General features: G+C 70.4%; 20 protein-coding genes, 1 tRNA gene and 1 pseudogene. 21 read left to right on the forward strand and 1 reads right to left on the reverse strand.

Annotated elements, in window-relative coordinates:
• A partial coding sequence (locus tag SALMUC_RS14375) for an NAD(P)H-hydrate dehydratase (RefSeq protein ID WP_281168853.1) occupies nucleotides 1-319 on the forward strand: 319 nt, incomplete at its 5' end.
• 40 nt (nucleotides 320-359) lie between these two features.
• On the opposite strand, the gene SALMUC_RS14380 is transcribed toward SALMUC_RS14375, so the two are convergent.
• Nucleotides 360-854, reverse strand: coding sequence for a Hint domain-containing protein (locus tag SALMUC_RS14380; protein WP_020038818.1), 495 nt, complete (start codon nucleotides 852-854; stop codon nucleotides 360-362).
• A 135-nt stretch (nucleotides 855-989) separates the two neighbouring features.
• On the opposite strand from SALMUC_RS14380, the gene SALMUC_RS14385 reads away from it, so the two are divergent.
• The 20 genes and pseudogenes from SALMUC_RS14385 to bcsA all read left to right on the forward strand — a co-directional run bounded on the left by SALMUC_RS14385 (nucleotide 990) and on the right by bcsA (nucleotide 24571).
• Nucleotides 990-1074: transfer RNA gene (locus SALMUC_RS14385), tRNA-Leu, on the forward strand.
• A 303-nt stretch (nucleotides 1075-1377) separates the two neighbouring features.
• Nucleotides 1378-2196 (forward strand): polysaccharide deacetylase family protein, encoded by an 819-nt coding sequence (locus SALMUC_RS14390; RefSeq protein WP_020038817.1) that lies wholly within the window; start codon nucleotides 1378-1380, stop codon nucleotides 2194-2196.
• A complete protein-coding gene (locus tag SALMUC_RS14395; protein ID WP_020038816.1) occupies nucleotides 2193-3125 on the forward strand; it encodes a LysR family transcriptional regulator in 933 nt (310 codons plus the stop codon). Before SALMUC_RS14390 ends, SALMUC_RS14395 begins: the two co-directional genes overlap by 4 nt.
• 119 nt (nucleotides 3126-3244) lie before the next feature.
• Entirely contained in the window at nucleotides 3245-5293 is a 2049-nt protein-coding gene (locus SALMUC_RS14400; RefSeq protein WP_020038815.1) for a hydantoinase/oxoprolinase family protein, read from the forward strand.
• On the forward strand, nucleotides 5290-6990 hold the full coding sequence (locus tag SALMUC_RS14405) for a hydantoinase B/oxoprolinase family protein (RefSeq protein WP_020038814.1): 1701 nt from the start codon (nucleotides 5290-5292) through the stop codon (nucleotides 6988-6990). Before SALMUC_RS14400 ends, SALMUC_RS14405 begins: the two co-directional genes overlap by 4 nt.
• Nucleotides 6990-8171 (forward strand): M20 family metallopeptidase, encoded by a 1182-nt coding sequence (locus SALMUC_RS14410; RefSeq protein WP_020038813.1) that lies wholly within the window; start codon nucleotides 6990-6992, stop codon nucleotides 8169-8171. Before SALMUC_RS14405 ends, SALMUC_RS14410 begins: the two co-directional genes overlap by 1 nt.
• 132 nt (nucleotides 8172-8303) lie before the next feature.
• Nucleotides 8304-9224, forward strand: coding sequence for a LysR family transcriptional regulator (locus tag SALMUC_RS14415; protein ID WP_020038812.1), 921 nt, complete (start codon nucleotides 8304-8306; stop codon nucleotides 9222-9224).
• Between the two features lie 366 nt (nucleotides 9225-9590).
• On the forward strand, nucleotides 9591-11252 hold the full coding sequence (locus tag SALMUC_RS14420) for an ABC transporter substrate-binding protein (protein ID WP_020038811.1): 1662 nt from the start codon (nucleotides 9591-9593) through the stop codon (nucleotides 11250-11252).
• A gap of 99 nt (nucleotides 11253-11351) precedes the next feature.
• Entirely contained in the window at nucleotides 11352-12362 is a 1011-nt protein-coding gene (locus tag SALMUC_RS14425) for an ABC transporter permease (protein ID WP_020038810.1), read from the forward strand.
• Nucleotides 12359-13255, forward strand: a complete 897-nt coding sequence (locus SALMUC_RS14430; protein WP_020038809.1) for an ABC transporter permease — start codon at nucleotides 12359-12361, stop codon at nucleotides 13253-13255. The genes SALMUC_RS14425 and SALMUC_RS14430 overlap by 4 nt, the downstream gene beginning before the upstream one ends.
• A gap of 31 nt (nucleotides 13256-13286) precedes the next feature.
• Nucleotides 13287-14588: an ArgE/DapE family deacylase gene (locus SALMUC_RS14435; protein WP_020038808.1), complete on the forward strand. Its 1302-nt coding sequence runs from the start codon at nucleotides 13287-13289 to the stop codon at nucleotides 14586-14588.
• The gene (locus SALMUC_RS14440; protein WP_020038807.1) at nucleotides 14585-15307 is read left to right on the forward strand and encodes an aspartate/glutamate racemase family protein; all 723 of its coding nucleotides are present in this window, start codon (nucleotides 14585-14587) and stop codon (nucleotides 15305-15307) included. Before SALMUC_RS14435 ends, SALMUC_RS14440 begins: the two co-directional genes overlap by 4 nt.
• A gap of 2 nt (nucleotides 15308-15309) precedes the next feature.
• Nucleotides 15310-17067, forward strand: coding sequence for a M20/M25/M40 family metallo-hydrolase (locus SALMUC_RS14445; RefSeq protein ID WP_020038806.1), 1758 nt, complete (start codon nucleotides 15310-15312; stop codon nucleotides 17065-17067).
• Nucleotides 17068-17152: 85 nt separating this feature from the next.
• Nucleotides 17153-17746, forward strand: coding sequence for a thiamine pyrophosphate-binding protein (locus tag SALMUC_RS28285; RefSeq protein ID WP_198014596.1), 594 nt, complete (start codon nucleotides 17153-17155; stop codon nucleotides 17744-17746).
• Nucleotides 17747-17755: 9 nt separating this feature from the next.
• Nucleotides 17756-18811 (forward strand): thiamine pyrophosphate-dependent enzyme, encoded by a 1056-nt coding sequence (locus tag SALMUC_RS14450; protein WP_020038804.1) that lies wholly within the window; start codon nucleotides 17756-17758, stop codon nucleotides 18809-18811.
• A gap of 7 nt (nucleotides 18812-18818) precedes the next feature.
• A pseudogene (locus tag SALMUC_RS31840) lies at nucleotides 18819-19265 on the forward strand (ATP-binding cassette domain-containing protein); the annotation flags it as partial.
• Complete coding sequence (locus SALMUC_RS14455) at nucleotides 19219-20490, forward strand: ATP-binding cassette domain-containing protein (RefSeq protein ID WP_281168854.1); 1272 nt, start codon at nucleotides 19219-19221, stop codon at nucleotides 20488-20490. The pseudogene SALMUC_RS31840 and the gene SALMUC_RS14455, both read left to right, overlap by 47 nt.
• The gene (locus SALMUC_RS14460) at nucleotides 20487-21317 is read left to right on the forward strand and encodes an NADPH-dependent oxidoreductase (RefSeq protein WP_198014598.1); all 831 of its coding nucleotides are present in this window, start codon (nucleotides 20487-20489) and stop codon (nucleotides 21315-21317) included. The genes SALMUC_RS14455 and SALMUC_RS14460 overlap by 4 nt, the downstream gene beginning before the upstream one ends.
• A gap of 198 nt (nucleotides 21318-21515) precedes the next feature.
• A complete protein-coding gene (locus tag SALMUC_RS14465; RefSeq protein WP_020038801.1) occupies nucleotides 21516-22196 on the forward strand; it encodes a hypothetical protein in 681 nt (226 codons plus the stop codon).
• Nucleotides 22193-24571, forward strand: a complete 2379-nt coding sequence (bcsA, locus tag SALMUC_RS14470; protein WP_021120429.1) for a UDP-forming cellulose synthase catalytic subunit — start codon at nucleotides 22193-22195, stop codon at nucleotides 24569-24571. The genes SALMUC_RS14465 and bcsA overlap by 4 nt, the downstream gene beginning before the upstream one ends.
• Nucleotides 24572-24576 lie beyond the last annotated feature (5 nt).

Genomic DNA, 24576 nt, shown 5'->3' on the forward strand with positions numbered 1-24576 from the left:
AGGCCGCGATCTGCGCGCGGGCTGCCAGGTGCTGCTCAAGGGGGCGGACACGGTCATCGCCGGGCCGGACGGCACGGCCTCGCTCCACGCGGCGGCATACGGGCGCGCGGTGCCTTGGCTGGCCACGGCGGGGGCCGGGGACGTGCTGGCGGGTCTCATCGCGGGGCTGGCCGCGCCGGCGGCCAGTGCAGACCTGCACGAGATGGCGGCGGCGTCGGCCTGGCTGCACGTGGAGGCCGCGCGTGAGGCAGGCCCCGGGCTGATCGCCGAGGATCTGCCCGAGCAGCTTCCGGCGGTCTTTCGCGCCCTCGCGGGGTAGGGTGCGAGGAATTTTCGTCCGAAAATTCCCGGGCGCTGCCTCAGGCCTGTGTCGCCATCGCGGAGGAGGCCAGTTCGAGCCCCTCGGCATAGAGGATGTGGGGCCGGTCGAAGACAAGCTCGACGAGGTCGGCCTCGCGCGGCTCCGTGAGGTGCAGGCCGTCTCCAGCGGCGAGGTGACCGGCCCGGACCAGCGCCGGGGCGGTGCCGAAGAGCGCGCGCGCCCGCCCGTCGCGCAGCAGCACCTGTTGTGTCGGCGGCAGGACCACCCGCGCCTCGGGCCGCCGCCGCCCGAGACCGCCCGCCGCCACCGAGACCATGCGCAGCCGCGCGCGGTGATGGCGCAGCGCGGCCAGCCGCATGGCGCCGCGGTCGCGGGTGACGATCCGGTCGCCGGGTGCGAGGAATTCCACCGGCAGCGCGCCATCCAGCGTCAGCACGCTGGTGCCCGCGAGGAGGGCGTTCAGCCGCAGGCCGGCCCCCGCGAGATGCGCGGGGCGGGTACCGTCATCGGGCCGGTTGCTGTTCGAGTGCATGCCGTGCGTCCCCCTTGGGCCAGCTCGGGCCACACCTGCACCGGGATCGCCCAACATCCGGTAAATTCCGCCCCGTCCGGTGCGATGTTTTTTGCTCGCCTTGGCGGCGGGGCTTTGCTAGGTATCCGCTCCGACGCGGGTGTGGCGGAATTGGTAGACGCACCGGATTTAGGTTCCGGCGCCGCAAGGCATGGGGGTTCAAGTCCCTTCACCCGCACCATTCCCGATCCGCAAGGCGTTGATACGGCGTCGTTTCGGAACCCGGCGCCCCGACAGCCCACCAGCTCACCCGCCAGTCGCTCGGCGACGGCCCCGATCGCGGCGCGCGTCCGGAGAGCCATTCCGCCCCTTCGCCCGCACGGCCGATGCCCGATCCCGCGGATTTTGCTCAAACTTCGCGCAGGCGGCACCGCCGGGTGCCATGTCTTCGCCGTTTTCGCCTGCCGTCGCCGGCTCGTGAATGGACCGGCTTCCCGGTGCCGCCTAATCCGGACAGCGAAGCGGATTTCAGGAAGACTTGCCCATGCTCTGGCCAAACGGGGCGCGCTGCGCCGTCATGCTCACCTTCGATTTCGACGCCGAAACGCTCTGGCTTTCGCGCGATCCGGCGAATGCCCGAAAGCCGGGGGTTCTGAGCCAGGGGATCTACGGCGCCCGTCGCGGGGTGCCGGAGATCCTCAAGGTGCTGAAATCGCACGGTCTGCCGGCCACGTTCTACGTGCCCGGCTGGACGGCCGAGACCTATCCCGACCGGATTCACGCGATCCTCGAGGCCGGGCACGAGATCGGGCATCACGGCTACCTGCACGAGTGGATCGACCCCTCGCAGCCCGAGGCCGAGCGCGAGGCCTTCGAGAAGGGGCTCGAGGCGCTCGACCGGGTGGCCGGGATCGTGCCCACGGGCTACCGCTCGCCGGCGGGCGAGACCTCGCCGAACCTCATCACCATGATCGAGCGCTACGGGCTGCTCTACGATTCCTCGCTCATGACCGATATCGAGCCCTACCGGCACGTGCTTGAGGACGGCGCGCCGGGCCCGGTCGAGCTGCCGTGGCACTGGTCCAGCGACGATGCCCCGCACATGATGTTCGCGATCCAGTCGCCGCGGGCGATCCGCAACAACGACGAGGTCTTCACGCTGTGGCGCGACGAATTCGACGCGATCCGCGAGATGGGGGGCCTGTTCAACCTCGTGATGCACCCGCAGTTCATCGGGCGCCCGGCGCGGCTGGCGCTGCTGCACCGGATGATCGAGCACATCGAGGCCTCGGGCGACGCCTGGATCGCCACCGGCGACCAGGTCGCGCGGCACTGGGCCGCGCAGGACGTGGCGGGACGGTGAGCGACCAGCCGTCGCTTGCCGCGCTGCGCGCCTTCGTGGCGGTGGGCGAGGCGGGCAGCATCCGGGGCGCGGCGCAGGCCATGGGCGTCGATCACGCCGCCGTCTCGCGGCACCTGCGCCGGGTCGAGCAGGCGCTGGGGGTCGCTCTCGTCGAGCAGCGGGGGCGCCGGCAGGAGCTGACAGAGGCCGGGGCGCGATACCACGCGCGGCTGCGCGCCGCCTTCAACGACATCCGGACCGCCACCGAGGAGGTGGCCGGGAACCGGCGGCCGGTCTTCGAGATCCATGCCCAGCCGGGCATCGCGCATCGCCTGCTGCTGCCCGCGCTGCCCGCGCTCTCGGCGCGGCTGAGCGAAGTCGACGTGATGATCCACACGGCGAACGAGCAGCTGGAGACGGAGCCGGAGAACTGCTTCGTCGAGATCTACTTCGGGGTCGAGCCGCGCCATGCCTCGGGCTACCGCGACCATGTCCTCGCGGCGCCGAGGTTCTTCCCGGTGGCCAACCCGGGCGCCGATCCGCGCTGGTTCGCGGTCGAGAGCGCCGAGGACCTCATGGCCTTCCCGATCATCAACGCGCAGAACGCGGCGGGCCTGTGGGAGATCTGGCTGGGCGAGCTCGGCAGCCGGGCCGAGATCCCGCGCTCGGGCCTGCAGATGCCGAACACGCACCTTGCCCTGGAAGCCGCCCGTTTCGGGCAGGGCATCGCGCTGGCCAACGAGATGCTGGTGCGGGCGGATTTCGCCTCGGGTGACCTGCGCGAGATCCTGCGGACGGATACGCGGATCGAGGGTTACCGCCTCGCGGTGCCGGACCGCTGGGCCGGGAGCGCACCGGTGCGCGCGCTGCACGGGTGGCTGAACGAGACGCTGGGCACGCCGGCGCGGCAGGCAGGAGAGAAGAGAGGGGACATGCCGGCAGCGCCCTAGTCCGCGGTGATCTGCGGTCACGGATGCGGTGCCATGAAGGCATTTGATTGCACCGGGACTTCGCCGTCTTCTTGGACCGGCCCGCATCGCAGCGGGGCAGGACATCCGAGAGGCAGCAGATGGACGGAACGATCGCCGCAACGACGCGGACCCTCGTGGGCGTGGAGGTGGGGGGCACCTTCACCGACCTGGTGTGGATCGACCACGCGGGAGCGGTCCGCACCGGCAAGACGCCCTCGACGCCGAGCGAGGTGCAGAAGGCGGTGCTCGAGGTGATCGATGCCGCTGGCGTTCCGGTCGAGGAGGTGGCGCGGGTCACCCACGGATCCACCGTGGCGACCAATGCGCTGATCACGCGGCGCGGGGCGCAGGTGGGCGTCCTGACGACCACGGGTTTCCGCGACGTGCTGATCCTGGGGCGGGCCGACCGGAACCACTCGATCTACGACATGCAGTATCGCCGGCCCGAGCCGCCGATCCGGCGCGCCATGCTGCGCGAGGTCACCGAACGCCTCGGACCGGAGGGCGAGGTGATCGCGCCGCTCGACGAGGCGCAGGCCCGCGCGCAGATCGCGGCCTTTCTCGCGCAGGGTGTCGAGGGCATCGCGATCAGCCTGCTGCATGCCTACCGCAATCCCGCGCACGAGAAACGCCTGGTCGAGATCGTGCGCGAGCTCGCGCCGGGGCTGCCGGTCTCTGCCAGCCACGAGGTCTCGCCCGAGTTCCGCGAGTACGAGCGCAGCGTGACCACGGCGGTCAATGCCTTCGTCGGCCCGGTGGTCGAGCGCTATATCGCGCGGCTCGACGAAGGGCTCGCGACGCGCGGCTATGGCGGCGTGCTGCAGGTGATGCAGTCGAACGGCGGCACCATGCCGGCGGCGCAGGCGGGGCCGAACGCGGTCCGCATGCTGTTGTCGGGACCGGCGGCCGGCATCTCGGCGGCGATGTGGTTCGCGCGGCGCAACGGGATCTCGGATCTCGTGACGCTGGACATGGGCGGCACGAGCACGGACGTGGCGCTGGCCGAGGGCCGGGTGCTGGCCACCGTGCCCGAGCTGGTGGTCGACGGCCTGCCGGTGCGCACGGCGGCGCTGGACATGGCGACCATCGGCGCGGGCGGCGGGTCGATCGCGGCGATCGACGCGGGCGGCTTCCTGGCCGTCGGACCGCAGAGCGCCGGCGCCGATCCCGGTCCCGCCTGCTACGGTCGCGGCGGCGCCGCGCCCACGGCGACCGACGCGCAGGTCGTTGCCGGGCTGCTCAGGCCGGAGCGGTTCTTCGGCGGCAAGATGGCGCTGCGGCCCGACCTGGCCGAAACGGCGATCGCGGGGCTGGGGCAGGGCGGCACCCCGCAGCAGACGGCGGACGCGATCCTGCGGATCGTCAATGCCAACATGGCATCGGCCGTGCGGCTGGTCTCGACCGAGCGGGGGCTCGACGCGGCGCGCTTCGCGCTGGTGGCCTTCGGCGGCGGAGGGCCGGTGCACGCCGCGATGGTGGCCGACGAGCTGGGCATCGGCACGGTGCTGGTGCCGTGGTCGCCCGGCCTGGCCAGTGCCTTTGGCCTGCTCGTGGCCGATACCGTGATCGACGTCACCGAGAGCGCCATCCAGCCGCTGGGGGAGGGCACGCTCGACGCGTCGCGGCTGGCCGCGCTGGAGCGCCGCGCCGCGGAGGAGGCCGCCGCCGCAGGGCTCGAAGACGCCGCGCTGCGGGTCGGGCTGGACATGCGCTATGCCGGGCAGGCCTTCGAGCTGACGGTCTGGACCAACGCGCCCGGCGACGCGCCCGTCGCACTGGATGCGGCGAGCCTGCGCGGCCTGTTCGAGGAGGAGCACCGGGCGCGTTACGGCTATGCCCGCGATGCGCTGAAGGTCGAGGTCACGGGCTACCGGCTGAGGCTGAGCCGCGCCTCCGAGGTCGCGATCGAGACGCCGCTGCCCGACGGGTCGGGCCCCACGCCCGAGACGCGCGACGCCACCATCGGCGGGCAGCGCGGGCCCACGGTGTTCCGGCCCCGCTGCGGGCTCATGCCGGGCGAGGCGCAGGCGGGCCCGGCGGTGATCGAGGAGCCGACCTCGACGGTGGTCGTGCCCCGCGGCTGGAGCGCGCGGTGCGCTCCGACCGGCGACATCATCATGACACGCGAGACGGAGACGGCGACATGAGCGACATGGACACGCAACTGGTCATTCTCGCGCGCGGCCTGCAATCGGCCGCCGACGAGATGGCCGCGAACCTCATCCGGTCGGCCTTTTCCGCCGTGGTGCGCGAGGCGCGCGACTGCTCGACCGCGCTGCTCGATGCCGAGGGCCGGGTGGTGGCGCAGGCGGACATGATCCCGATGCAGACGGCGGGCCTCAGCGAGAGCTTCCGCTGCGCGGCCGAGCAACTCGATCTCTCGGGGGTGACCGAGGACGATTTCATCCTGCTGAACGATCCCTATTCCGGCGGGCAGCATCTCAACGATCTCATCGTCTTCACGCCGATCCTGCACGAGGGCGCGCTGATCGGCTGGGCCGGCAGCACGGCGCATCACCTCGACATCGGCGGCGGCTCGGTCGGTGTGAACACCACCGCGACCGAGCTGCTGCAGGAGGGCATCGTCATTCCGCCGCTGCGCCTGTCGAAGCAGCGCGACTGGTTCGGCGGGATGGTCGAGCGCTTCTTCTTTGCCAACATCCGCACGCCGGAGATCGGGCGCGGCGATCTCGACGCCCAGTTCGCGGCGAACCTGACGGGCTCGCGCCGCGTGCTCGAGATGGTCGCGCGGCACGGGGCCGACACGGTGCGCGCGGCCATGACCGAGGTCATGGACTACTCGGAACGCCGGATGCGCGCGGCCATCGCGGCGCTGCCCGACGGCAGCTGGGAGGGCGAGGCCTTCATGGACAGCGACGGCGTCACGCCGGATGTTCCGGTGCCCGTCCGGGTGCGCGTGACGGTCCGGGGCGACGAGGCGGAGCTGGATTTCACCGGCACCGCCGCGCAGGTCAGGAGCATGTTCAACGCGCCCTTCGCCTGCAGCATGGCGGGTGCGCTCACCGCGCTGCGCAGCCTTCTGGGCGACACGGGCATGCCGGCCAACGACGGCTGCAACCGGCCGGTCACGCTGATCTTTCCGGAGGGCAGCCTGCTCAACCCGCGACCGGGCGCCCCGGTGCGGGCGCGCGGCACGGCCTCGGGGCGGGTGCTCGACGCGGTGCACCAGGCGCTTGCCCCGGCGCTGCCGGACCGGGCGCCGGCGCAGGGCATGAACGCGACGACGGGGGTCTACCTCGCGCGGGCGCGGCCCGAGGGCGGCTACGACATCCACCTCGACGTGCTGGGCGGCGGCTGGGGCGCGGCGAAGGGATACGAGGGCATCCACGCGACGGACTACGTGCTGTCGTCCTGCCGCCTGACGCCCAGCGAGAGCATCGAGATGCTCAACGCGCATGTTCGCATCGAGGCCACGGCGCTGGTCGAGGACGGCTGGGGCGCGGGCGAGTTCAACGGCGGCATGGGGGTGCTGCGGCGCTACCGGGTCCTTGCGGACGACGTGGTGCTGAACCTCTACTCGGATCATTTCACCCTGCCGCCCAGGGGGATTGCCGGCGGCAGCGATGGCGGCTGTGCCTCGCTGACGCTGCTGCGCGACGGCGAGACGCGGGCGCTGGGCGCGACCAGCAGCGTCACCCTGCAGCGCGGCGACGTGGTCGAGATCCGTCTCGCGGGCGGCGGCGGCTGGGGCGATCCGCGGCGCCGGCCGCGCGAGGCGGTGGCGCGCGACCTGGCGGACGGGGTGATCTCGGAGAGCTTCGCGGCACGCGAATACGGCTACCTGCCGACGGCGGCAGACCACAAGGAAAAGGAACCGACCTGATGGCAGGACAAGACATCGCAACCCCGACGCGCCCCGCCGCGCCGGAGACCGAACGCCTCAGGCAGGGCATCGTCGAGTGGGTCGAGATGGAGACACCCTCGGAGCGGCCCGACCTGATCGACCGCCTGCTCGACAAGGTGGAGGCCGATTTCGAAGGGCTGCCGGTCACGCGCGAGCGTCTGCCGGCGCGCGACGGGCACGGCGGGATGCTGATCCTTCGCTACGCGCCCGAGGGCGCGAGCGGCGCGCCGGTGGTGATGATGGGGCATGTCGACACGGTCTGGGCCGTCGGCACGCTGGCGGCCCGCCCGGTGCGCCAGGAGGGCGACCGGCTCTACGGGCCGGGCATCTTCGACATGAAGGCCGGTTCCTACCTTGCGACCGAGACGCTGCGCCAGCTCGCGGCGGAGGGCGCCGCGCTGCCGCGTCCGGTGACGATGTTCCTAAACGGCGACGAGGAGACCGGCAGTGCCGCCTCGCGCGAGACGATCGAGGCGATCTGCGCGGACGCGGCGTTCGTCATGGTGCCGGAGCCCTCGTTCGAGGCCCCGGGCACGGTCATCACCGCGCGGAAGGGGCGGGCGGACTTCAGGCTCGTCGCGCACGGCGTATCCGCGCACGCGGGCGGCAGCCGGGAGCAGGGCGCCAGCGCGGTCCGCGAACTGGCGCATCACACGCTGGAGATCGAGGCGCTGAACGAGACCGAGCCGCGGGCCAGCTTCAACGTGGGCACGTTCCGCGGAGGCACCCATTCCAACGTGGTGCCCCCGGAGGCCAGCATCGAGGTCGACATGCGGGCGGTCGACATGGAGACCGCCGACCGCCTGATCGCGGCCACCCTCGCGCGCACGGCGAAGTATCCCGGCGTGCGCCTCGAGGTGACGGGCGGTCTCAACCGCGCCCCCTTCGAGCGCTCGCCGCAGGTCGCGAAGCTCTACGGCGCGGTGGTGGATCTTGCCGCGCGGCTGGGCCAGCCCATGGCCGAGACCGCGCGCGGGGGATGCTCGGACGGGAACTTCCCGGCGGCCATGGGCAAGCCCGTGCTCGACGGGCTGGGATGCTCGGGGCGCGGGGCGCATGCCATCGACGAGCACATCCTGGTCTCGACCATCGCGCCGAGGGCCGAGCTGATGCGTGCCATGCTGACGGACGCCGCCTTCCAGGCGGCGGCAAGCCAGTAGGCATCGCCTGTTTTTCGGACGTCCCGGCCGGGAGCGCGCGCACGAATGCGTGCTTTCGGCCCTTGCCGCTTGCCGGTCGCGGCCGGCAAGCCGAGCATCGCGCCAAAGCCGTCAGAACCAAGATGATACGCCATGGCCAGGACACCTCTTCTTCCTTCGCTCGTTGCCCTTCGCGCCTTCGTTCATGTCGGCGCAACCGGCAGCATCCGGCAGGCGGGCGAGCGGATGCATGTCGATCACTCCTCGATCTCGCGACACCTGAAGAACCTCGAGGAGCGCCTGCAGGTGCAACTCGTGCGCAAGCAGGGGCGGGGGCTGGTGCTGACGCCGAGGGGACAGGACTATCACCGCCGGATCTCGGAGGCTTTCGGGCTGATCGAGACCGCGACGCAGGATCTCGTGCAGCCCGAGGACGGGCACCTTGCCATCTACGCGCCGCCGGGGATCGCGCACAGGGTCCTGCTGCCGAACCTGCCGGCCCTGCGGCGGCGCCTGCCTGACTGGGAAATCCTCCTGCACACGCAGCCGCGCGGCGAGATCGACCCCGAGGGCGCGGGCCATTGGGTCGAGATCCATTTCGGCGACGAGGCGCCGCCGGTCGAGGGCACGCGGTCGCGGCACCTGTTCCGTCCTCGGCTTTTTCCCGTGGTCAGCCCGCGCGTCGACCCGCGCTGGCTGACGCTGGGCTCGCCTTCGGGGCTCGTGGACGTGCCGCTCATCATGGCGCGGCTCGACGGCGAGTTGGATGCCTGGTTCGCGCATTGCGGGCTGCGGCGCGGATCCGAGATGAGCTACATGCTGATGCCCAACACGCATCTCGCGCTCGAGGCGGCCCTTTACGGCCAGGGCGCGGCGCTGGCCAACGACGTGATCGCCGCGCAGGATCTGGCGTCGGGAAACCTGGCCGAGCTGTTCGGCACCGACTTCCGCAGCGGGTCCTATTTCGTGGTCACCTCGGAGGCCGACTGGGACGAGGCCCACATGGTCTTCGCGCGCGACTGGCTCGACGGGCTGATGCCCCGGAGCGAGACGCGCGACGCGCGCGAAGGCTGAGCGCGGACCGCGCCCCGGCCCGCGGCGCATCTTCTGCAAGTTTTGCAGGCAAATCCCCGAGCCCGGCCCGCCGGACCCCGAGCCGTGCGCCGCGAGGTCCCGCGCGCGGGCGCCGTCTGCCTGCGGCAACTGGTGCATTTCCTGCAAACCGGTGACCGGCTGTCACCGGCATGGTGCCAAAACGGCCGTTGTGAACAGCGGCTCCGTGGTGTGGCATGGAGGTGCGAAAAATGCCTGGCGCACCCGACTGACGGCGCCGGTTCCAGAACAGATCAATCCGACGTCCCGCTCTGCCGGGACCGCAACGGACGGGTGCGCGCCCGCCTGACAGGGTCGTGCGTCGCCACAACAGCGAGAGGTAACCGAATGAACACCGTACGCAAAGATCATCGACCCGCGGGCCTGCGTCACGGCCTGCGTGCCGCGCTGGTGGCCAGCGTGGCGGCGCTTGCCATGCCTGCCGCGGCGCAGGTCTCCGAGGGCACCGAGCTAAACTGGGGCGTGGTCATGGAGATCGCGACCATCGATCCGGCCTTCGCCACCAACAACTGGGAATCCACCATCGCCACCAACGTCTACGACACGCTCGTCTACCCGGACGGCGCGGGCAGCGTGAAGCCCTGGATGGCCGACAGCTGGGAAATCTCGGACGACGGGCTGACCTATACCTTCACCCTCAAGCCCGACCTGCTGTTCCACGACGGCACCACGGTCGAGGCGCAGGATGTGGCCTGGTCGATGGAGCGCATGATCGAGCTTGGCGCGCCGGCGGCCAGCTATTTCGCCGCCGTCGATCCGTCGCTGACCGAGGTGATCGACGCGAGCACCATCGCCTTCACCCTCAAGGAGGCCTATTCGCCCTTCCTCAAGGCGCTGCTGAACTTCCGCATCGTCAACAAGGATCTCGTGATGGAGAACCTCGAGGACGGCGATTTCGGCGAGAACGGCGACTACGGGCTGGCCTTCGTGCGGGGCAACGACGCGGGCTCCGGTCCCTACAGGGTCACGGACTTCCCCACCAGCGACAGCGTTTCGCTGGGCGCCTTCGAGGACTACACGCTGACCGAGTTCATCGAGAACGCGCCGACCACGGTGAACTTCTCGACCACGCCGGAAATGGCGACCATCGCGAGCAAGCTGCGCGCCGGCGAGATCGACATCGCCGACTGGGGCCTGTCCGCCTCGATCCAGGACCGGCTTGCCGAGGAGCCGGGCTTCACCCGGGTCAAGCAGCCCTCGGCGACCGCCTGGTACGTGGTCATGAACACCTCGCGTGCGCCGCTCGACGACGTCGACATCCGCAAGGCGGTGGCGCTGTCCTACGACACCGACACGGTGACGACGCACATCCTGGGCGGCGGCGGTCCGCTGGCGGGCCCGGTTCCGGGGCAGGTTCTGGGCGAGTGCGAGGGCATCGCGACCTACGACTTCGACCTCGACGCGGCGCGCGAGCTGGTGGCCCAGTCGGGCTACACCGCCGAAGAGTTGGAAGAGCGTCCGCTGGAGATCGCGGCGGTCGCCGGTTCGGAGCGGTTCAAGAACATCGCGCTGCTGCTGTCCACCAACCTCAGGAAGGCCGGCATCCCGGCGGAGGTGGTGCCGCAGCGCTGGGCCGACATCGTGCAGGCCGCGACGACGCCCGAGAGCGCCTATGACCTCGTCGTCGTCTACGACAGCGCGCGGGTGCCGGATCCGACGGTGTTCCTGACCTACTACACGCCGGACGGTCACGGCCGGGCCTTCCCGCCGGGCGGCATCTACTGGGAGGATCCCGAGGTCACGGACCTGGTGAACCACGGGCTGGCCTCGACCGACCCCGAGGTCCAGCGGCAGGACTACTGCGAGGCGAGCCGCATCATCGCCGAGGCAAGCCCCGCGATCTTCTCGCACACCGACATGCGGCAGACCTCGTTCTGGGACTACATCACCGCCTCCTACCCGGAGAACGGCGGCGCGGCCTTCTACGACCTGCGGTTCGAGAACTGGGCGATGGACCCGGAGTCGGAGACCTACCAGGCCAATCACTGAGCCCTCCCCGGGGCGCGCCGTTCCCTGTCAGCGCGCCTCATCCGGCCCCCGGCCTCGTGCCGGGGGCGTTCTCGGCTCTCGCAACCGGAGGTCTGCCGCATGGCCATCCCGATCCTGAAACGCCTGGCGCAGATGCTCGTCGTGCTCATCGGCGTGTCGATCTTCATCTTCGTGCTGACCCGCGTGCTGCCCGGCGATCCGATTGCCGCGGCGCTCGGCGAGCGCGCGAGCGAGGACCAGATCGAGCGCTTGCGTGCCCAGATGGGGCTCGATCAGTCCTTGGTGATGCAATACTTCGACTTCGTCGGCGGGCTCTTCGAGGGCCGCATGGGCATGTCGCTGGTCGAGCGTCGCGACGTGGCCGAGATCATCGCCGAACGCCTGCCGGCGACGCTCGAGCTCGTGCTCTTTTCGCTGTTCCTGGCGGTGATCCTCGGCGTGCCGCTGGGCGTCGTCTCGGCGGTGCACCGCGACGGGCCGATCGACTACGCGAGCCGCGTGGTGGCGCTGGTCGGGGTGTCGATCCCGAACTTCTGGATCGGCATCATGCTGCAGCTCTTCCTGGGCCTCACGCTGAGCCTGCTGCCGATCACCGGCCGGCTCGACGGGCCGCCGCCGATGCAGATCACCGGGCTCTACCTCTTCGACAGCCTTGTCACGGGCAACTTCGCCGCCTTCCGCGACGCGCTGGCCCACATCATGGCGCCGGCCATCGTGCTGGCCTCCGGTCCGCTTGCCACGATCACCCGGATGATCCGGGCGAACATGATCGACGAACGGGCCAAGCCCTATTCCGAGCTGGCCGAGGCGCTGGGCATGCATCCGCTGCTCATCAACTACAAGTACGTGCTGCGGAACGCCTTCTCGTCGACGCTGACGGTGATCGGCTTCCTCGTTCCGATCCTGATTGGCGCGAACTTCGTGGTCGAGAAGGTCTTCAGCTGGCCCGGCATCGCGCGCTTCGGAGCCGACGCGATCATCGCCTCCGACTTCAACGGCGTCGTCGGCGTGTCGATGGTGGTCTGTTCCTTCGTCGTCGTCGTCAACGTGATCGTCGAACTGCTCTACCGCGTGCTCGATCCCCGCATCCGCCTGGGAGAAACCCGATGACCGACCTCAACTCCGCCGACCTCGGCGGCTTCGACGACACGGCCGTTCCGGCGGTCTCGTCCCGGCGCCGCGCCATGCGCCGCTTTGCGCGGAATCGCGCGGCGCTGGTCGGGCTGGCGATCTTCGCGCTGATCCTGCTGGTCGCGCTGCTGGCGCCGCTGCTCTCGCCGTTTCCGGGCGACGTGGCCGACGAGGTGCATTTCGACCGTCTGCTGCAGCCGCCTTCCGCGACCTATCTCATGGGCACCGACGAGGCGGGGCGCGACGTGCTCACACGGGTGATGCACGGCGCCAAGCTGTCGCTCGTCATGGGGATATCGGTCATCGCCATCGCCGCGTCGGTCGGCGTGCCGCTGGGTCTTGCGGCGGGCTACTACGGCGGATGGACCGAGATCGTCATCATGCGCATCACCGACGTCTTCTCGTCGATCCCCGCGCTGGTGCTGGCGCTGGCCATCTCGGTGGTGCTGGGTGCGAGCCTGCTGAACGTGGTGATCGCGCTCAGCGTCGTGTGGTGGCGCGTCTTCTGCCGGATCGCCCACGGGCAGACCCTGTCGATCAAGCAGGAGAACTTCGTCACCGCCGCGCAGTCGATGGGGGCCTCCGACGCGCACGTCATGTTCCGCGAGATCCTGCCCAACATGGCGTCCTCGCTGCTGGTCGCGGCCTCGCTCGACGCGGGCATCGTCATCCTGACCGGCACGGCGATCTCGTTCCTGGGCGCCGGGGCCAACCCGCCCACCGCGGAGTGGGGGCTGATGGTGGCCACCGGGCGCCACTACCTGCCCGACGCGTGGTGGGCCTCGCTCTTCCCGGGCATCGCGATCTTCCTGACCGTGATGAGCCTCAACATGATCGGCGACGGCCTGCGCGATTTCTTCGCCGAAGAATGACGCTCCGTCCCGGACCCTGAAAGGAGACAAGATGAACATCCAGACAGGCACCCTCGAGGGGCGCATCGCGGTTGAGGTCGAGCGGCAGATGCCTGCGCTCGTGGCCGACCTGCAGTCGCTCGTGCGTATTCCCTCGATCGTGGGGAACGAGGCGGCGGCGATGGAGCGCATGAAGGAGCTTTGGCAGGAGGCGGGGCTGGACCTCGAGATCACGCGCGTCGAGCCCATGATCGACGCTCTGCGCGAGCATCCGGGCTTCGTCGACACGCAGATGAGCTACGAGGGCCGCTATTCCTACGTGGGCGTGCAGGCGGGCACGGGCGGGGGGCGCTCGCTGATCCTGAACGGCCATCTCGACGTGGTGGATCCCGGCGCGCTGGATGCCTGGACCCGCGACCCCTGGGGCGCCGAGATCGAGGGCGACCTGATGTATGGCCGTGGTGCCGGCGACATGAAGGCCGGGGTCGTTGCGAACCTCTACGCGCTCAAGGTGCTGGCGGGGCTCGGGCTCAGGCCGGCGGGCGACGTCATGCTGCAGGCGGTCATCGACGAGGAAGCGGGCGGTGCCGGCGGCACGCTGTCCTGCCTCGAGCAGGGCTTCCGGGCCGATGCCATGATCGCGACCGAGCCGCACCCGCGGCGCATCACGGTGGCGCATCCCGGCGTGGCCTATTTCCGGGTGCGCACGCGGGGCGTGCAGGCGCATGCGGCCTATGCGCACGACGGCGTCAACGCGATGGTCAAGATGGCCGCGATCGTCTCGGCGCTGGGCCGGCTCGACGTGGAGCGCGGCGAAAGCCTGCGGCATCCGCTGATCGGGCAGGGATCGCCGCGCTCGTGTCATCTCAACGTCGGGATGTGCCACGCGGGCGAGTGGCCCTCCTCGGTGCCGGCCGAGGCGGTGATCGACTGCCGGATCGGTTTCATCCCCGGAGAGAGCCTCGAGGAGATCCGCGCGCTGGTGGCGCGCACCGTGGCCGAGGCCGGCGCGGGCGACGCCTGGATGGAGGAGAACCCGGCCGAGATCGAGTGGTTCGGCTGGCAGACCGATCCCTGGGAGCAGGACCCGGAGGCGTCCTTCGTGCAGATCGTCAAGGCCGAGGCCGAGCGGGTCGCCGGCGAGACGCTGCCGATCAACGGCGGGACCGGGGGCATCGACAGCCGGTTCTCGGCCTACTACGGCATGGACGCCGTGGTGACCGGCCCGCGCGCCTGGCGCATGCACGGCACCGACGAGGCGGTCTCGATCGCGTCCATCGCCGAAACGGTGCGCATCCTCGCGCAGAGCGTGCTGGCCTGGTGCGGCACGGCGGACGGGGAGGGCCGGGCATGAAGATCGCCTTCGTCGTTCCCAACGTCGGCATGAACCCCGAGGCGCTGGACCAGCGTCGCGCCTTCCTGCAATCGCATGCCCGGCCCGACACCGAGATCCTGGGCTTCCGGAACGATGACGGCCCCGCCGCCATCGAGTCCGAGACCGAGCGCGACTGGGCCAGCGTCGAGATCGCGCGGCACATCGCGCGGCTGTCGCAGCGCGGGGACATCGACGCCTTCATCCCCTGGTGCGCCGGCGATCCCGGCATGATCGCGGGCCGCGAGGCGGTCTGCGTTCCCGTCGTCGGTCCGATGCAGGCGGCGGCTCACTATGCCTCGACCCTGGGGTTCCGGTTCTCCTGGATCATCCCGCAGGGCAACCCGCGCCTGAACCGCCTACGGGTCGAGGGCTATGGCCTTGGCGGCCAGCTTGCCAGCGTGCTCGAGCTCGGGACCCCCGTGCTGGAGCTTCGCAACGACCTGCCGGCGACCCGGGCGAAGATCGCCGAGCTTGTCGCCCTCGCGGCCGAGCGCGACGGGGCCGACGCGGTGGTGCTGGGCTGCATGGCGCTCTTCGGGGTGGCGGGCACGCTCGATGCGCCGCGTCCGGTGATCGATCCCACGCTCGCCGCCCTGAACATGGCGCAGAGCCTGGTTGCGATGGGTCTCACCCATGCGCCCGAAACTTATGGCGGGACATCCGGGCCCGTCGCCGAACCGATTCCCGAAAAGGTCTGAACATGCTCGAGAAAATCCTGAACGCGGTGTCGCGCGAGACGCTGGTCGAAGACACCCGCTACCTGGCCGAGGAATGCCCGATGCGGCTGGCTGGCTCGGAGATGGAGCGCAAGGCGGCGTCCTACATAGAAAAGCGGTTCAACGAGATCGGCGTGCCGATCACGCTGCACGAGCTGGACGGCTACGTCAGTTTCCCGCACAGCGCGCGGCTCGAGGTGCTCTCGCCCGAGCATCGCGTGATCGAGGCCAATGCCTTTGCGCAGGCGCAGCCGACGCCGCCGGACGGGCTGGAGGCCGATATCGTCTTCGTCGGCGCGGGCGGGCTCGACGACTACGAGGGCGTGGAGGCCGAGGGCAAGATCACCCTTGCCGAGCTGTCCTACGCGCCGCCGCGCCCGGAGAAGGTGCGCATCGCGACCGAGAAGGGCGCGATCGGCCAGATCATGATGAACTGGGGCCTGCCGGAGCACGGCACCGTGCCGATGGGCACCTGCAAGCCGGTCTGGGGCAACCCGACGCCCGCGACCGTCGGCACCATGCCGCAGATCCCGGCCATCGGCATCAGCCGGGCCGACGGCAACTGGCTGGCGGAGCTGGCGGCCAGGGGCCCGGTCAAGGTGCGCATCCACTGCGACACCGAGAACCGCTGGGGCAAGATCGTGCAGCCGGTCGCGCGCATCGAGGGCACCGAGGAGGCCGAGAATTTCGTGCTGGTCGCCGGCCACTACGATGCCTGGGCCGAGGGCGCGACCGACAATGCCACGGGCAACGCGGTGATGATCGAGATGGCGCGAATCCTGAACGAGAACCGCGACAAGCTGCGCCGCTCGGTCGTGTTCTCGTTCTGGGCCGCGCACGAGAGCGGGATCATGGAAGGCTCGTCGTGGTTCGTCGACCGGTTCTGGGACGATCTGCGCAGCAACTGCGTGGCGACGATGAACATCGACTCGCAGGGCATGGTGGACGCCACCGAGCTGCGCTGCGACGCGGCGCCGGAGCTGTCCGACTTCGCCGCCGACATGGCGAAGGAGGTGCTTGGCATCGACGATGCGCACCCGCGGCCGCTCAGCCGCACGGGCGACCAGTCCTTTTTCGGCATCGGCATTCCGTCGATGTACCTTGCCAACCAGCACCCCAAGGCGATGCAGGAGCTCTGGAGGGGCGCGACGCTGGGCTGGTGGTATCACTCGGTCAAGGACACGATGGAGGTGGTCGATCCCGAGATCCTCGAGCGGGGCGCGCGCGTGAACCTCGGCGCGGCCTTCGAGCTTGCCCGGCGTCCGGTGCTGCCGATGAACCACGCCGTGACCGCCGAGCGCATCGCGGCGCGGCTCGAGGCCCTGTCGGGCTACGACGTGGGTATCGATCTTGCCGGGCTTGCCGAGCGGGCGGGGCGCCTTGGCGGCCGGATCGACGCGCTGGTCTCCCTGCGGGACGGCGCGGCGCATGCCAACGACCCGGAGACGACGCATCTGTGCAACGCGGCCATGATGCGGCTGAGCCGGACCCTCACGCCGATGACGGGGACCGTGGCGGGAAGCTGGGAGCAGGACACCTATGGCCTGTCCTCGCTCAAGACGGTGCTGCCGGGGCTCTTCGAGGTGCCCGCGATGGCCGCGGCCGGGCCGGACAGCGACTATTTCAAGCTGCAGTGGACGCAGACAGTGCGCCAGCGCAACCGCGCCGCCGACACCCTGGACAGCGCGATCGAGCTCATCGACGGCGTGCTCGCCCGCGTGGCCGCCGACAAGGCGGCCTGATCACAGCGCCGGGCCGCCGGCCCGGCAAGGCGCGTCCGCCCGCGGCGGGCGCGCAGGACCGGAAGCTGCAGGGATCAGCATGGACATGACGACAACCGCGGCCGCGACGGCGCTCGAGCGGAAGACCGGCGGCAACCGCGCCGTGGAGGCGCTCCGGGCGCAGGGCATCGACACGGTCTTCGCCCTTCCGGGCGTTCAGCTCGACCCGCTGTTCAACGCCTTTCACGATGCCGGGGACGGCCTGCGCGTGATCGAGAGCCGGCACGAGCAGGGCGTGGCCTACATGGCCTTCGGCTATGCCGAGGCCACCGGGCGCACCGGGACCTTCGCGGTGGTGCCGGGGCCGGGAATGCTGAACGCCGCCGCGGCGCTCTCGACGGCCTTTGCCTGCCGCAGCCCGGTGCTGGGGCTCGTGGGGCAGGTGCGCAGCGACAGGATCGGGCAGCCGCGCGGCGAGCTGCACGAGATCCCGGACCAGAGCGGGATCCTCGCGCGGCTCTCGAGGTCGAACGGTCTGGCCACGGCGCCGGACGAGGTGGCGCCGGCCATCGCCGCGGCCGGGCGGGCGCTGGCGAAGGGAGACCGCCCCGCCGTGGTCGAGCTGCCGCCGGACGTGCTCGCGGCATCCTGCCCGGAGGCGCCGCCCGTCCCGGGCAGGTCCGGGCCCAAGGCGCCCTAGGCCGAGACGATGGCACGGGCGGTCCGGCTGCTGACGGCGACCCGGCGTCCGCTGATGTTCGTCGGGCGCGGCGCCGTGCATGCCGCCGACGGCCTGCGCCGGCTTGCCGAGCGGCTCGAGATCCCGACGGTCGCCGAGGGCCGCGCCAAGGGCGTGCTGGAGGACCGGGACCTGCTGTCCGTCGGTCTGTGGGGTGCCGCGCAACTGTGGGACAGCAGCGATCTGGTGATCCTCGTGGGCAGCCGGGCGCGGCACTCGGTCGGGGTCTGGCCGCGGCGTCCCGGCCAGCAGGTGCTGCAGATCGACATCGACCCGGCGCACCTGCACGATCCCGCTCCGGGCGATGTCGGCATGGTGGCGGACAGCGCCCTTGCCGTGGCCGGGCTGCTGGAGGCGGTGGGGCGCACGGGGCCGCGCCGCTCGGCCCGGCGCGAGGAACTGCGCGGGCTGCGTGACGCGCGGATGAAGACCTTCGAGACCCGGCTGCCGGACCAGATGCGGCACCTGCGCGCGATCCGCGCGGTGCTGCCGGACGATGCCATCATCGTGCCCGACTACACGCAGGTGGGCTATGTCGCCTGCGCGGCCTTTCCCGCGTTCCGGCCGGGCACGCTCATCACGCCGGGATACCAGGGAACGCTCGGCTTTGCCTTCGCCACCGCGCTCGGGGCCAAGGTCGGATGCCCGGATCGGCCGGTGATCTCGCTCAACGGGGACGGCGGGTTCCTGTTCACGCTGCCCGAACTCGCGACGGCGGTGAAGCACCGCATCGGTGCGATCTCCATCGTCTTCAGCGACGGGGCCTACGGCAACGTGCGGCGCCTGCAGAAGACGGTGAACGGCGGACGTGTCATCGCCACCGACCTGCAGAATCCCGACTTCGTCGCGCTGGCGCAGAGCTTCGGTGCGCATGGCGTCCGCGCCCGCGACGAACTGGAGGTCGGCCTTGCCGTGCGCGAGGCGATGCGCCGCGACCTGCCGACGGTGATCGACGTGCCCGTGGGCGAGATGAACGACCCCTGGCCGCTGCTGCGGCCGCAACTTCCCGAAAAGGCAGGAGGCTGAGACCATGATGGACCAGGCGACCGTTCCGCAGGGCACCCCCGTCGAGACGACCCCCGGGATCGAGCCGCTCGTGCGCCTGCGCGACTTCAACCTCGGGTTCCAGACTCCCGACGGGCTCAAGCAGGTGCTGCACGACATCAACCTGACCGTCTCGCGCGGCGAGATCGTGGGACTGGTGGGCGAAAGCGGATCGGGCAAGACGGTGACGGCGAAATACGTTCTCGGCGTGCTGCCGCGCCGGACGGCGCGCGTGATCTCGGGCGAGGCGCACCTGCTCGGGCATGACCTGCTGTCGATCGGGCAGGCGCAGCGCGAGCGGCTCAAGCGGCACATCGCCTACGTGCCGCAGGACCCGATGGCGGCGCTCAACCCATCGTTCAGGATCCTGACGCAAATGACCGACGTGCTTGTCTGGGACTGGGCGGACCAGAGCCTCGCGCGATACCTGCGGATGCGGCGGCAGCCCTCGGTGCGGCGGCGCGCGCGCGCGGTCCGCGGAGCTGCTCGACATGGTGCGCATCAACGACACGGCGACCGTGCTGGACAGCTACCCGGTGCAGCTTTCCGGCGGCATGCGGCAGCGCGTGCTGCTGGCGCTCGCGATGTCGGGAAATCCCGCGCTGCTGATCGCCGACGAGCCGACGACCGCGCTGGACGTGACCGTGCAGAAGCGCTCCGTGGAGCTTATGCAGGACCTCGTGGAACGCGAGGGTCTTTCCGGTCTCTACATCACCCACGACCTGGGCGTCGCGCGCTGGCTGTGCCGCCGCTCGCACGTGATGTACCGCGGCCGCGTGGTCGAGGAGGGACCGACCGGGGCCATCCTCGATGCGCCGCGCGATCCCTACACCCGTGGCCTCGTGGCGGCGGTGCCGCGGGTCGACGAGGCCGTCGCGGTGCGTACCCTGCCTGCGCCGCCGCCCTCGGGCCGGCCGCAGATCAGGGTCATGGACCTGAGGAAGCGCTTCGAGGCGACCGAGGCCGTCAAGGGCGTTTCGTTCGAGGTCAGGCGCGGCGAGACCTTTGCCATCGTCGGCGAAAGCGGATCGGGCAAGTCGACCATCGCGCAGATGTTGACCGGGCTGATGTTGCCGACCGAGGGCGAGATCCGCTTCGACGGCGAGGTCATGAACATCGTCGGCCCGCGTGACCGTCTGCGCTACCGCGACCTGATCCAGATGGTCTTCCAGGACCCGGCCTCGTCGCTGAACCCGCGCCAGACGCTCGAGACCATTGTCGGGCTGCCGCTGCGGCTGCACGGCATGACCGATGCCGCGAAACGGCGCGAGCGCGTGGTGGAGCTGCTGGACAAGGTGTCGCTGCCGGCGGACTTCCTGCACCGGCGGCCGGTGTCTCTCTCGGGCGGTCAGAAGCAGCGGGTCTCGATCGCGCGGGCGCTGGCGGTCTCGCCGAAGGTGCTGGTGCTCGACGAGCCGACCTCGGCGCTGGACGTTTCGGTTCAGGCGCGCATCCTGAAGCTGCTGAAGGATCTGCGCGAGAAGGAGGACCTGACCTTCGTTGTCATCTCGCACGACCTTGGCGTGATCCGGACGCTCGCCGACCGCGTGGCGGTCATGTATCACGGCGAGTTCTTGGAGGTCGGCGGCGTCAACGATATCTTCGAGGCTCCGCGCACGGACTACACCCGCCAGCTCATCGCCGCGGTGCCGGCGCTGTGAGGGGGCAGGCGAAGGACACCGTGCTGCGCGAGATGGCGGAGCGTTACGGCGGAGAGGCACCCGCCGGGGCCGCGGCGCCAAACCCGGTGATCTCGGTCATGCTGCGGCATCGGTCGGTCCGAAGCTACGCGGAACGGGAGCTGCCCGAGGGTCTGCTCGAAACGCTGATCGCTGCCGGCCAGTCGGCGGCGACCTCGTCGAACATGCAGACGGTTTCGGTCGTGGCCGTGCGCGATCCCGCGACGCGCACTGCGCTGTCGCGCGCCGCGAGCGGGCAGGCCTTCGTGGCGCAGGCACTGGTGGTGCTGTGTTTCGTCGCCGACCTGTCGCGGGCCGCGCGCGTGGGCGAGGCGACGGGGGCGGATCTTTTCGCGCTACCGATGCTCGACAGTTTCCTGGCCTCCTGCAACGACTGCGCGATCTTTGCGCAGAACGTCGCGCTCGCGGCCGAGGCCGAGGGGCTGGGGACCTGCTACGTCGGCAACCTGCGCAACGACCCCGAGCACATCGCCGGCCTGCTGGACCTGCCGCCGGGGGCGGTGGCGCTCTTCGGCCTGTGCCTTGGCTACGAGACGGGACAGCCCACCGGGGTACGGCCGCGGCTGCCGCAGGCCGTGGTGCTGCACCGCGAGCGCTACTCGACCGAAGGCGAGGCCGAGGCGCTTGCGCGTTACGACCGGACATTCCGCGACCACGAGGTGGCGCAGGGCCGACCGGTCGGCAGCTGGACCGGGCGGCATGCCGCCCGGCTGGGCTCGCGGGCCTATCTTGCCGGGCGCGAGCACATGCGGGCCGTGCTGAACCGGCTGGGCTTTCCGCTGACGTGATATCGGTGGCGGCGCCGGGTCTTTGCCGCGCGGCCGGGTCAGCCGGTACGGCAGGCAAGCGGAACTGGGGATGCCTGCAAAATTGCAACTCCTGCGCGATTTGACCTGACGCCACGTTCCTGAAAGCGGAATTCGACTGTACCTTCAGCCGAGATTTCTGGGTGCCGCCGCATCGCAGCGACGGACGTGGGGAGTTTTGTGCTGAACATCCTGTACGAAAAGCTGACAACCTGCAGGGCCGCCGCGATGCGCCGGGCGTTCGCGCTTTCCGTGCTGGCGGCGCTGGGCGGGTGCCAGACCTTTCCGTTGACGCCCACCGAATTCGGCATGTCGCTCGAGAGCGAACCCTTCGTCCAGCAGCGGGCATCCGATGCCTGGGTGGCGGTCGACGGAACGCAACTCGTGCTCGAACGGGCGCTCGGTCCGGTCAGCGAGCAACGCATCCTGCTGCCGAACCGAACGGCCCTGAGTGGAGAGAACGTGATGCATCTGCGCGCGCGCCGGGGCGATCTCGTGAACATGGGGCGCTTCCGGCCGCTCGACCTGCTCGGGCCCGAGGGGACGCCGCATCCGTTCGATCCCTTCGAAGATCTCTCGTTCCGCACCGAGGACGATGTGCTTGGCACGCTCAGCTGGGCGGTCTGGACAAACCAGGCGGGCCTGAACTGTGTCCTCGCGTTCCGGCGTCTGGACGCGACCACCCGGGTCGTGCCGGCCGATGCGGCCATCGCGGACATGATGCTGCGCAACTGCATCCACGGGTCCGTGGAAGAGGCGCTCGAGCCCGCGCGGCCCAGCGTTTCGGGCTTCGCGGCGACCGGCTTGCCGGCGCGGGGCGCGCCCGAGATGCTCTCCCCGCTGGCAGGGCCGCAGCCATGAGCGGCCGAATCAACATCGCCCGGGGGACATTGTGGCTGCTGCTGCCGGTCTGGGTCGCGCTGCTGGTGCCGATCCTGTTCCTGGCCTCGGTGCCGACATCGGTGACGGTGCAGGGCCTGCTCGCGATCGTCACCTGCATCGCCATCTTCGCGCTCAAGCCCTTCGTCCACGGCAGCCTGCCGGTGCGCTTCGCCGTGCTCGCGATCGCCTCGGTCTTCGTGCTGCGCTACTGGATCTGGCGCCTTCTGGAGACGCTGCCGTCGCTGGACGACCCGCTGTCGCTCGCGGCGGCCCTGGTCCTGTTCGCGGCAGAGACCTTTACCGTCGGGCTGTTCTTCCTGTCCGCCCTGGTCACCGCGGACCCGGTGTCACATCCGCCTCCGCCGCGGCTGAAGCTCACGGAGGTGCCGAGCGTCGACATCCTCGTGCCGTCCTACAACGAGAGCGACGAGCTGCTTGCCGTCACGCTCGCGGCGGCCAAGCGCGTCACCTATCCCGAGGACAAGAAAACCGTCGTGCTGTGCGACGACGGGGGCACCGACCAGCGATGCAACCACGCCGACCCCGCCATCGCCGCGGCCGCGCGAGAGAGGCGGGCGCGGTTGCAGGCGCTCTGCGAGAAGATGGGCGTGGTCTACACGACCCGCGCCCGGAACGAGAGTGCGAAGGCCGGCAACCTGAATGCCGCGCTGAAGGAGCTCGACGGCGAGATCGTCCTGGTGCTCGATGCCGACCACGTCCCGACGCGGGACATCCTGACGCGGACCGTGGGATATTTCGCCGAGAACCCGCGACTGTTCCTCGTCCAGACGCCGCATTTCTTCACCAACCGCGATCCGATCGAGCGCAATCTCGCGCTCCCGGAGGTCTGCCCCTCGGAGAACGAGATGTTCTACACCGAGATCCACCGTGGCCTCGACCGGCTCGGGGGCGCCTTCTTCTGCGGTTCGGCGGCGCTGCTGCGTCGGCGGGCGCTGGACGAGGTCGGCGGTATCGCGGGCGAGACCATCACCGAGGATGCCGAGACCGCGCTCGAGATCCACTCGCGCGGTTGGGAGAGCATGTACGTCGAACATGCCATGGTGGCCGGCCTGCAGCCCGAGACCTTCGCCTCCTTCATCCAGCAGCGCGGTCGGTGGGCGACCGGCATGATCCAGATGCTGATCCTGAAGAACCCGCTGTTTCGCAAGGGGCTCTCGCTGCCGCAGCGCGTCTGCTACATCAATTCCATGAGTTTCTGGCTCTTCCCGCTGGTCCGCACGGTCTTCCTGCTCAGCCCGATGGTCTACCTGTTCTTCGGTCTCGAGATCTTCGTCGTGACCGCGGAGGAGGTGCTGGCCTACATCCTCCCGTACCTGCTGATCGGCTTCATGATCCAGAACGCGCTTTACGCCAACGTGCGGTGGCCGCAGGTGTCCGAGGTCTACGAGATCGCCCAGACGCCCTACGTGCTGCGGGCCGTGATCGGGACGATCCTGCGGCCGCGCGCGGCGACCTTCAAGGTCACGGCCAAGGACGACGGGCTGGACCATGCCTTCCTGTCGCCGATCGCTCGGCCGCTTGTCCTGCTTGCCGGGCTGTTGCTGGCAGGCCTGGTCGCGGGGGTGGTGCGCTGGATCTACTTCCCCGGCGACCGGGCGGTGGTGCAGATCGTCGGGGCCTGGAACGCCTACAACTTCCTGCTCGCGGCCTTTGCCCTGCGGGCGGTGTTCGAACGGCCCTGGCGGCTGGTCAAGCCGCGGACGGCGGTTTCGACCCCGGCGCGGCTCACGCTGGAACCGGACCCGGACGCAGGGGACACGGACGAGGCGACGACCCTTGACGTCACGATCATCGCCGCCAGCGCAGCCGCGGTGCAACTGCAGCTCGACGTCGCCCCTGGCGGCGCCGAGGGACGCGAGTGGCAGGACGGCGGATGGGAGGGCCGGGCCGTGACGCTTGCGCCCGTGCTGCCGAAGGCGCCCGAGCTCGAAGAGCCGCTGCCTGCCACCATCGGAGACGTGCGGGGCGGCGTCGACGGCATCCGGATCGGGCTCGAGGTGGCGCCCGATCACATTGTGCCCGCCAGCCGGCTTGCGGCGCATATCGTCTACGGCGACAGTTCGCGCTGGCACTTCTTCCGGAAGGTCCGGCCGCAGGGGACCACGCTGCTGACCGGCTTCGTCTACGTCCTCGGCAAGAGCCTGGTGTCGGTCCCGAAGTCCCTCTTCGACTTTGCCCGCGAGCCCGCCCGGCGGCGTCGCCACCTGGCGGCCGACCTCACGGTGCCGGAAGATGCTTTCGCGAAGGCCCTGTACGAACAGCCCGCGCCGGTGGCATCGGGGCCCGCACACGCCCGGCGCCGGGACCCCGAATACCTTGAGATCGAGGATTGAGCCGG

Source organism: Salipiger mucosus DSM 16094 (assembly GCF_000442255.1).
In the GTDB taxonomy this organism is placed as follows: domain Bacteria; phylum Pseudomonadota; class Alphaproteobacteria; order Rhodobacterales; family Rhodobacteraceae; genus Salipiger; species Salipiger mucosus.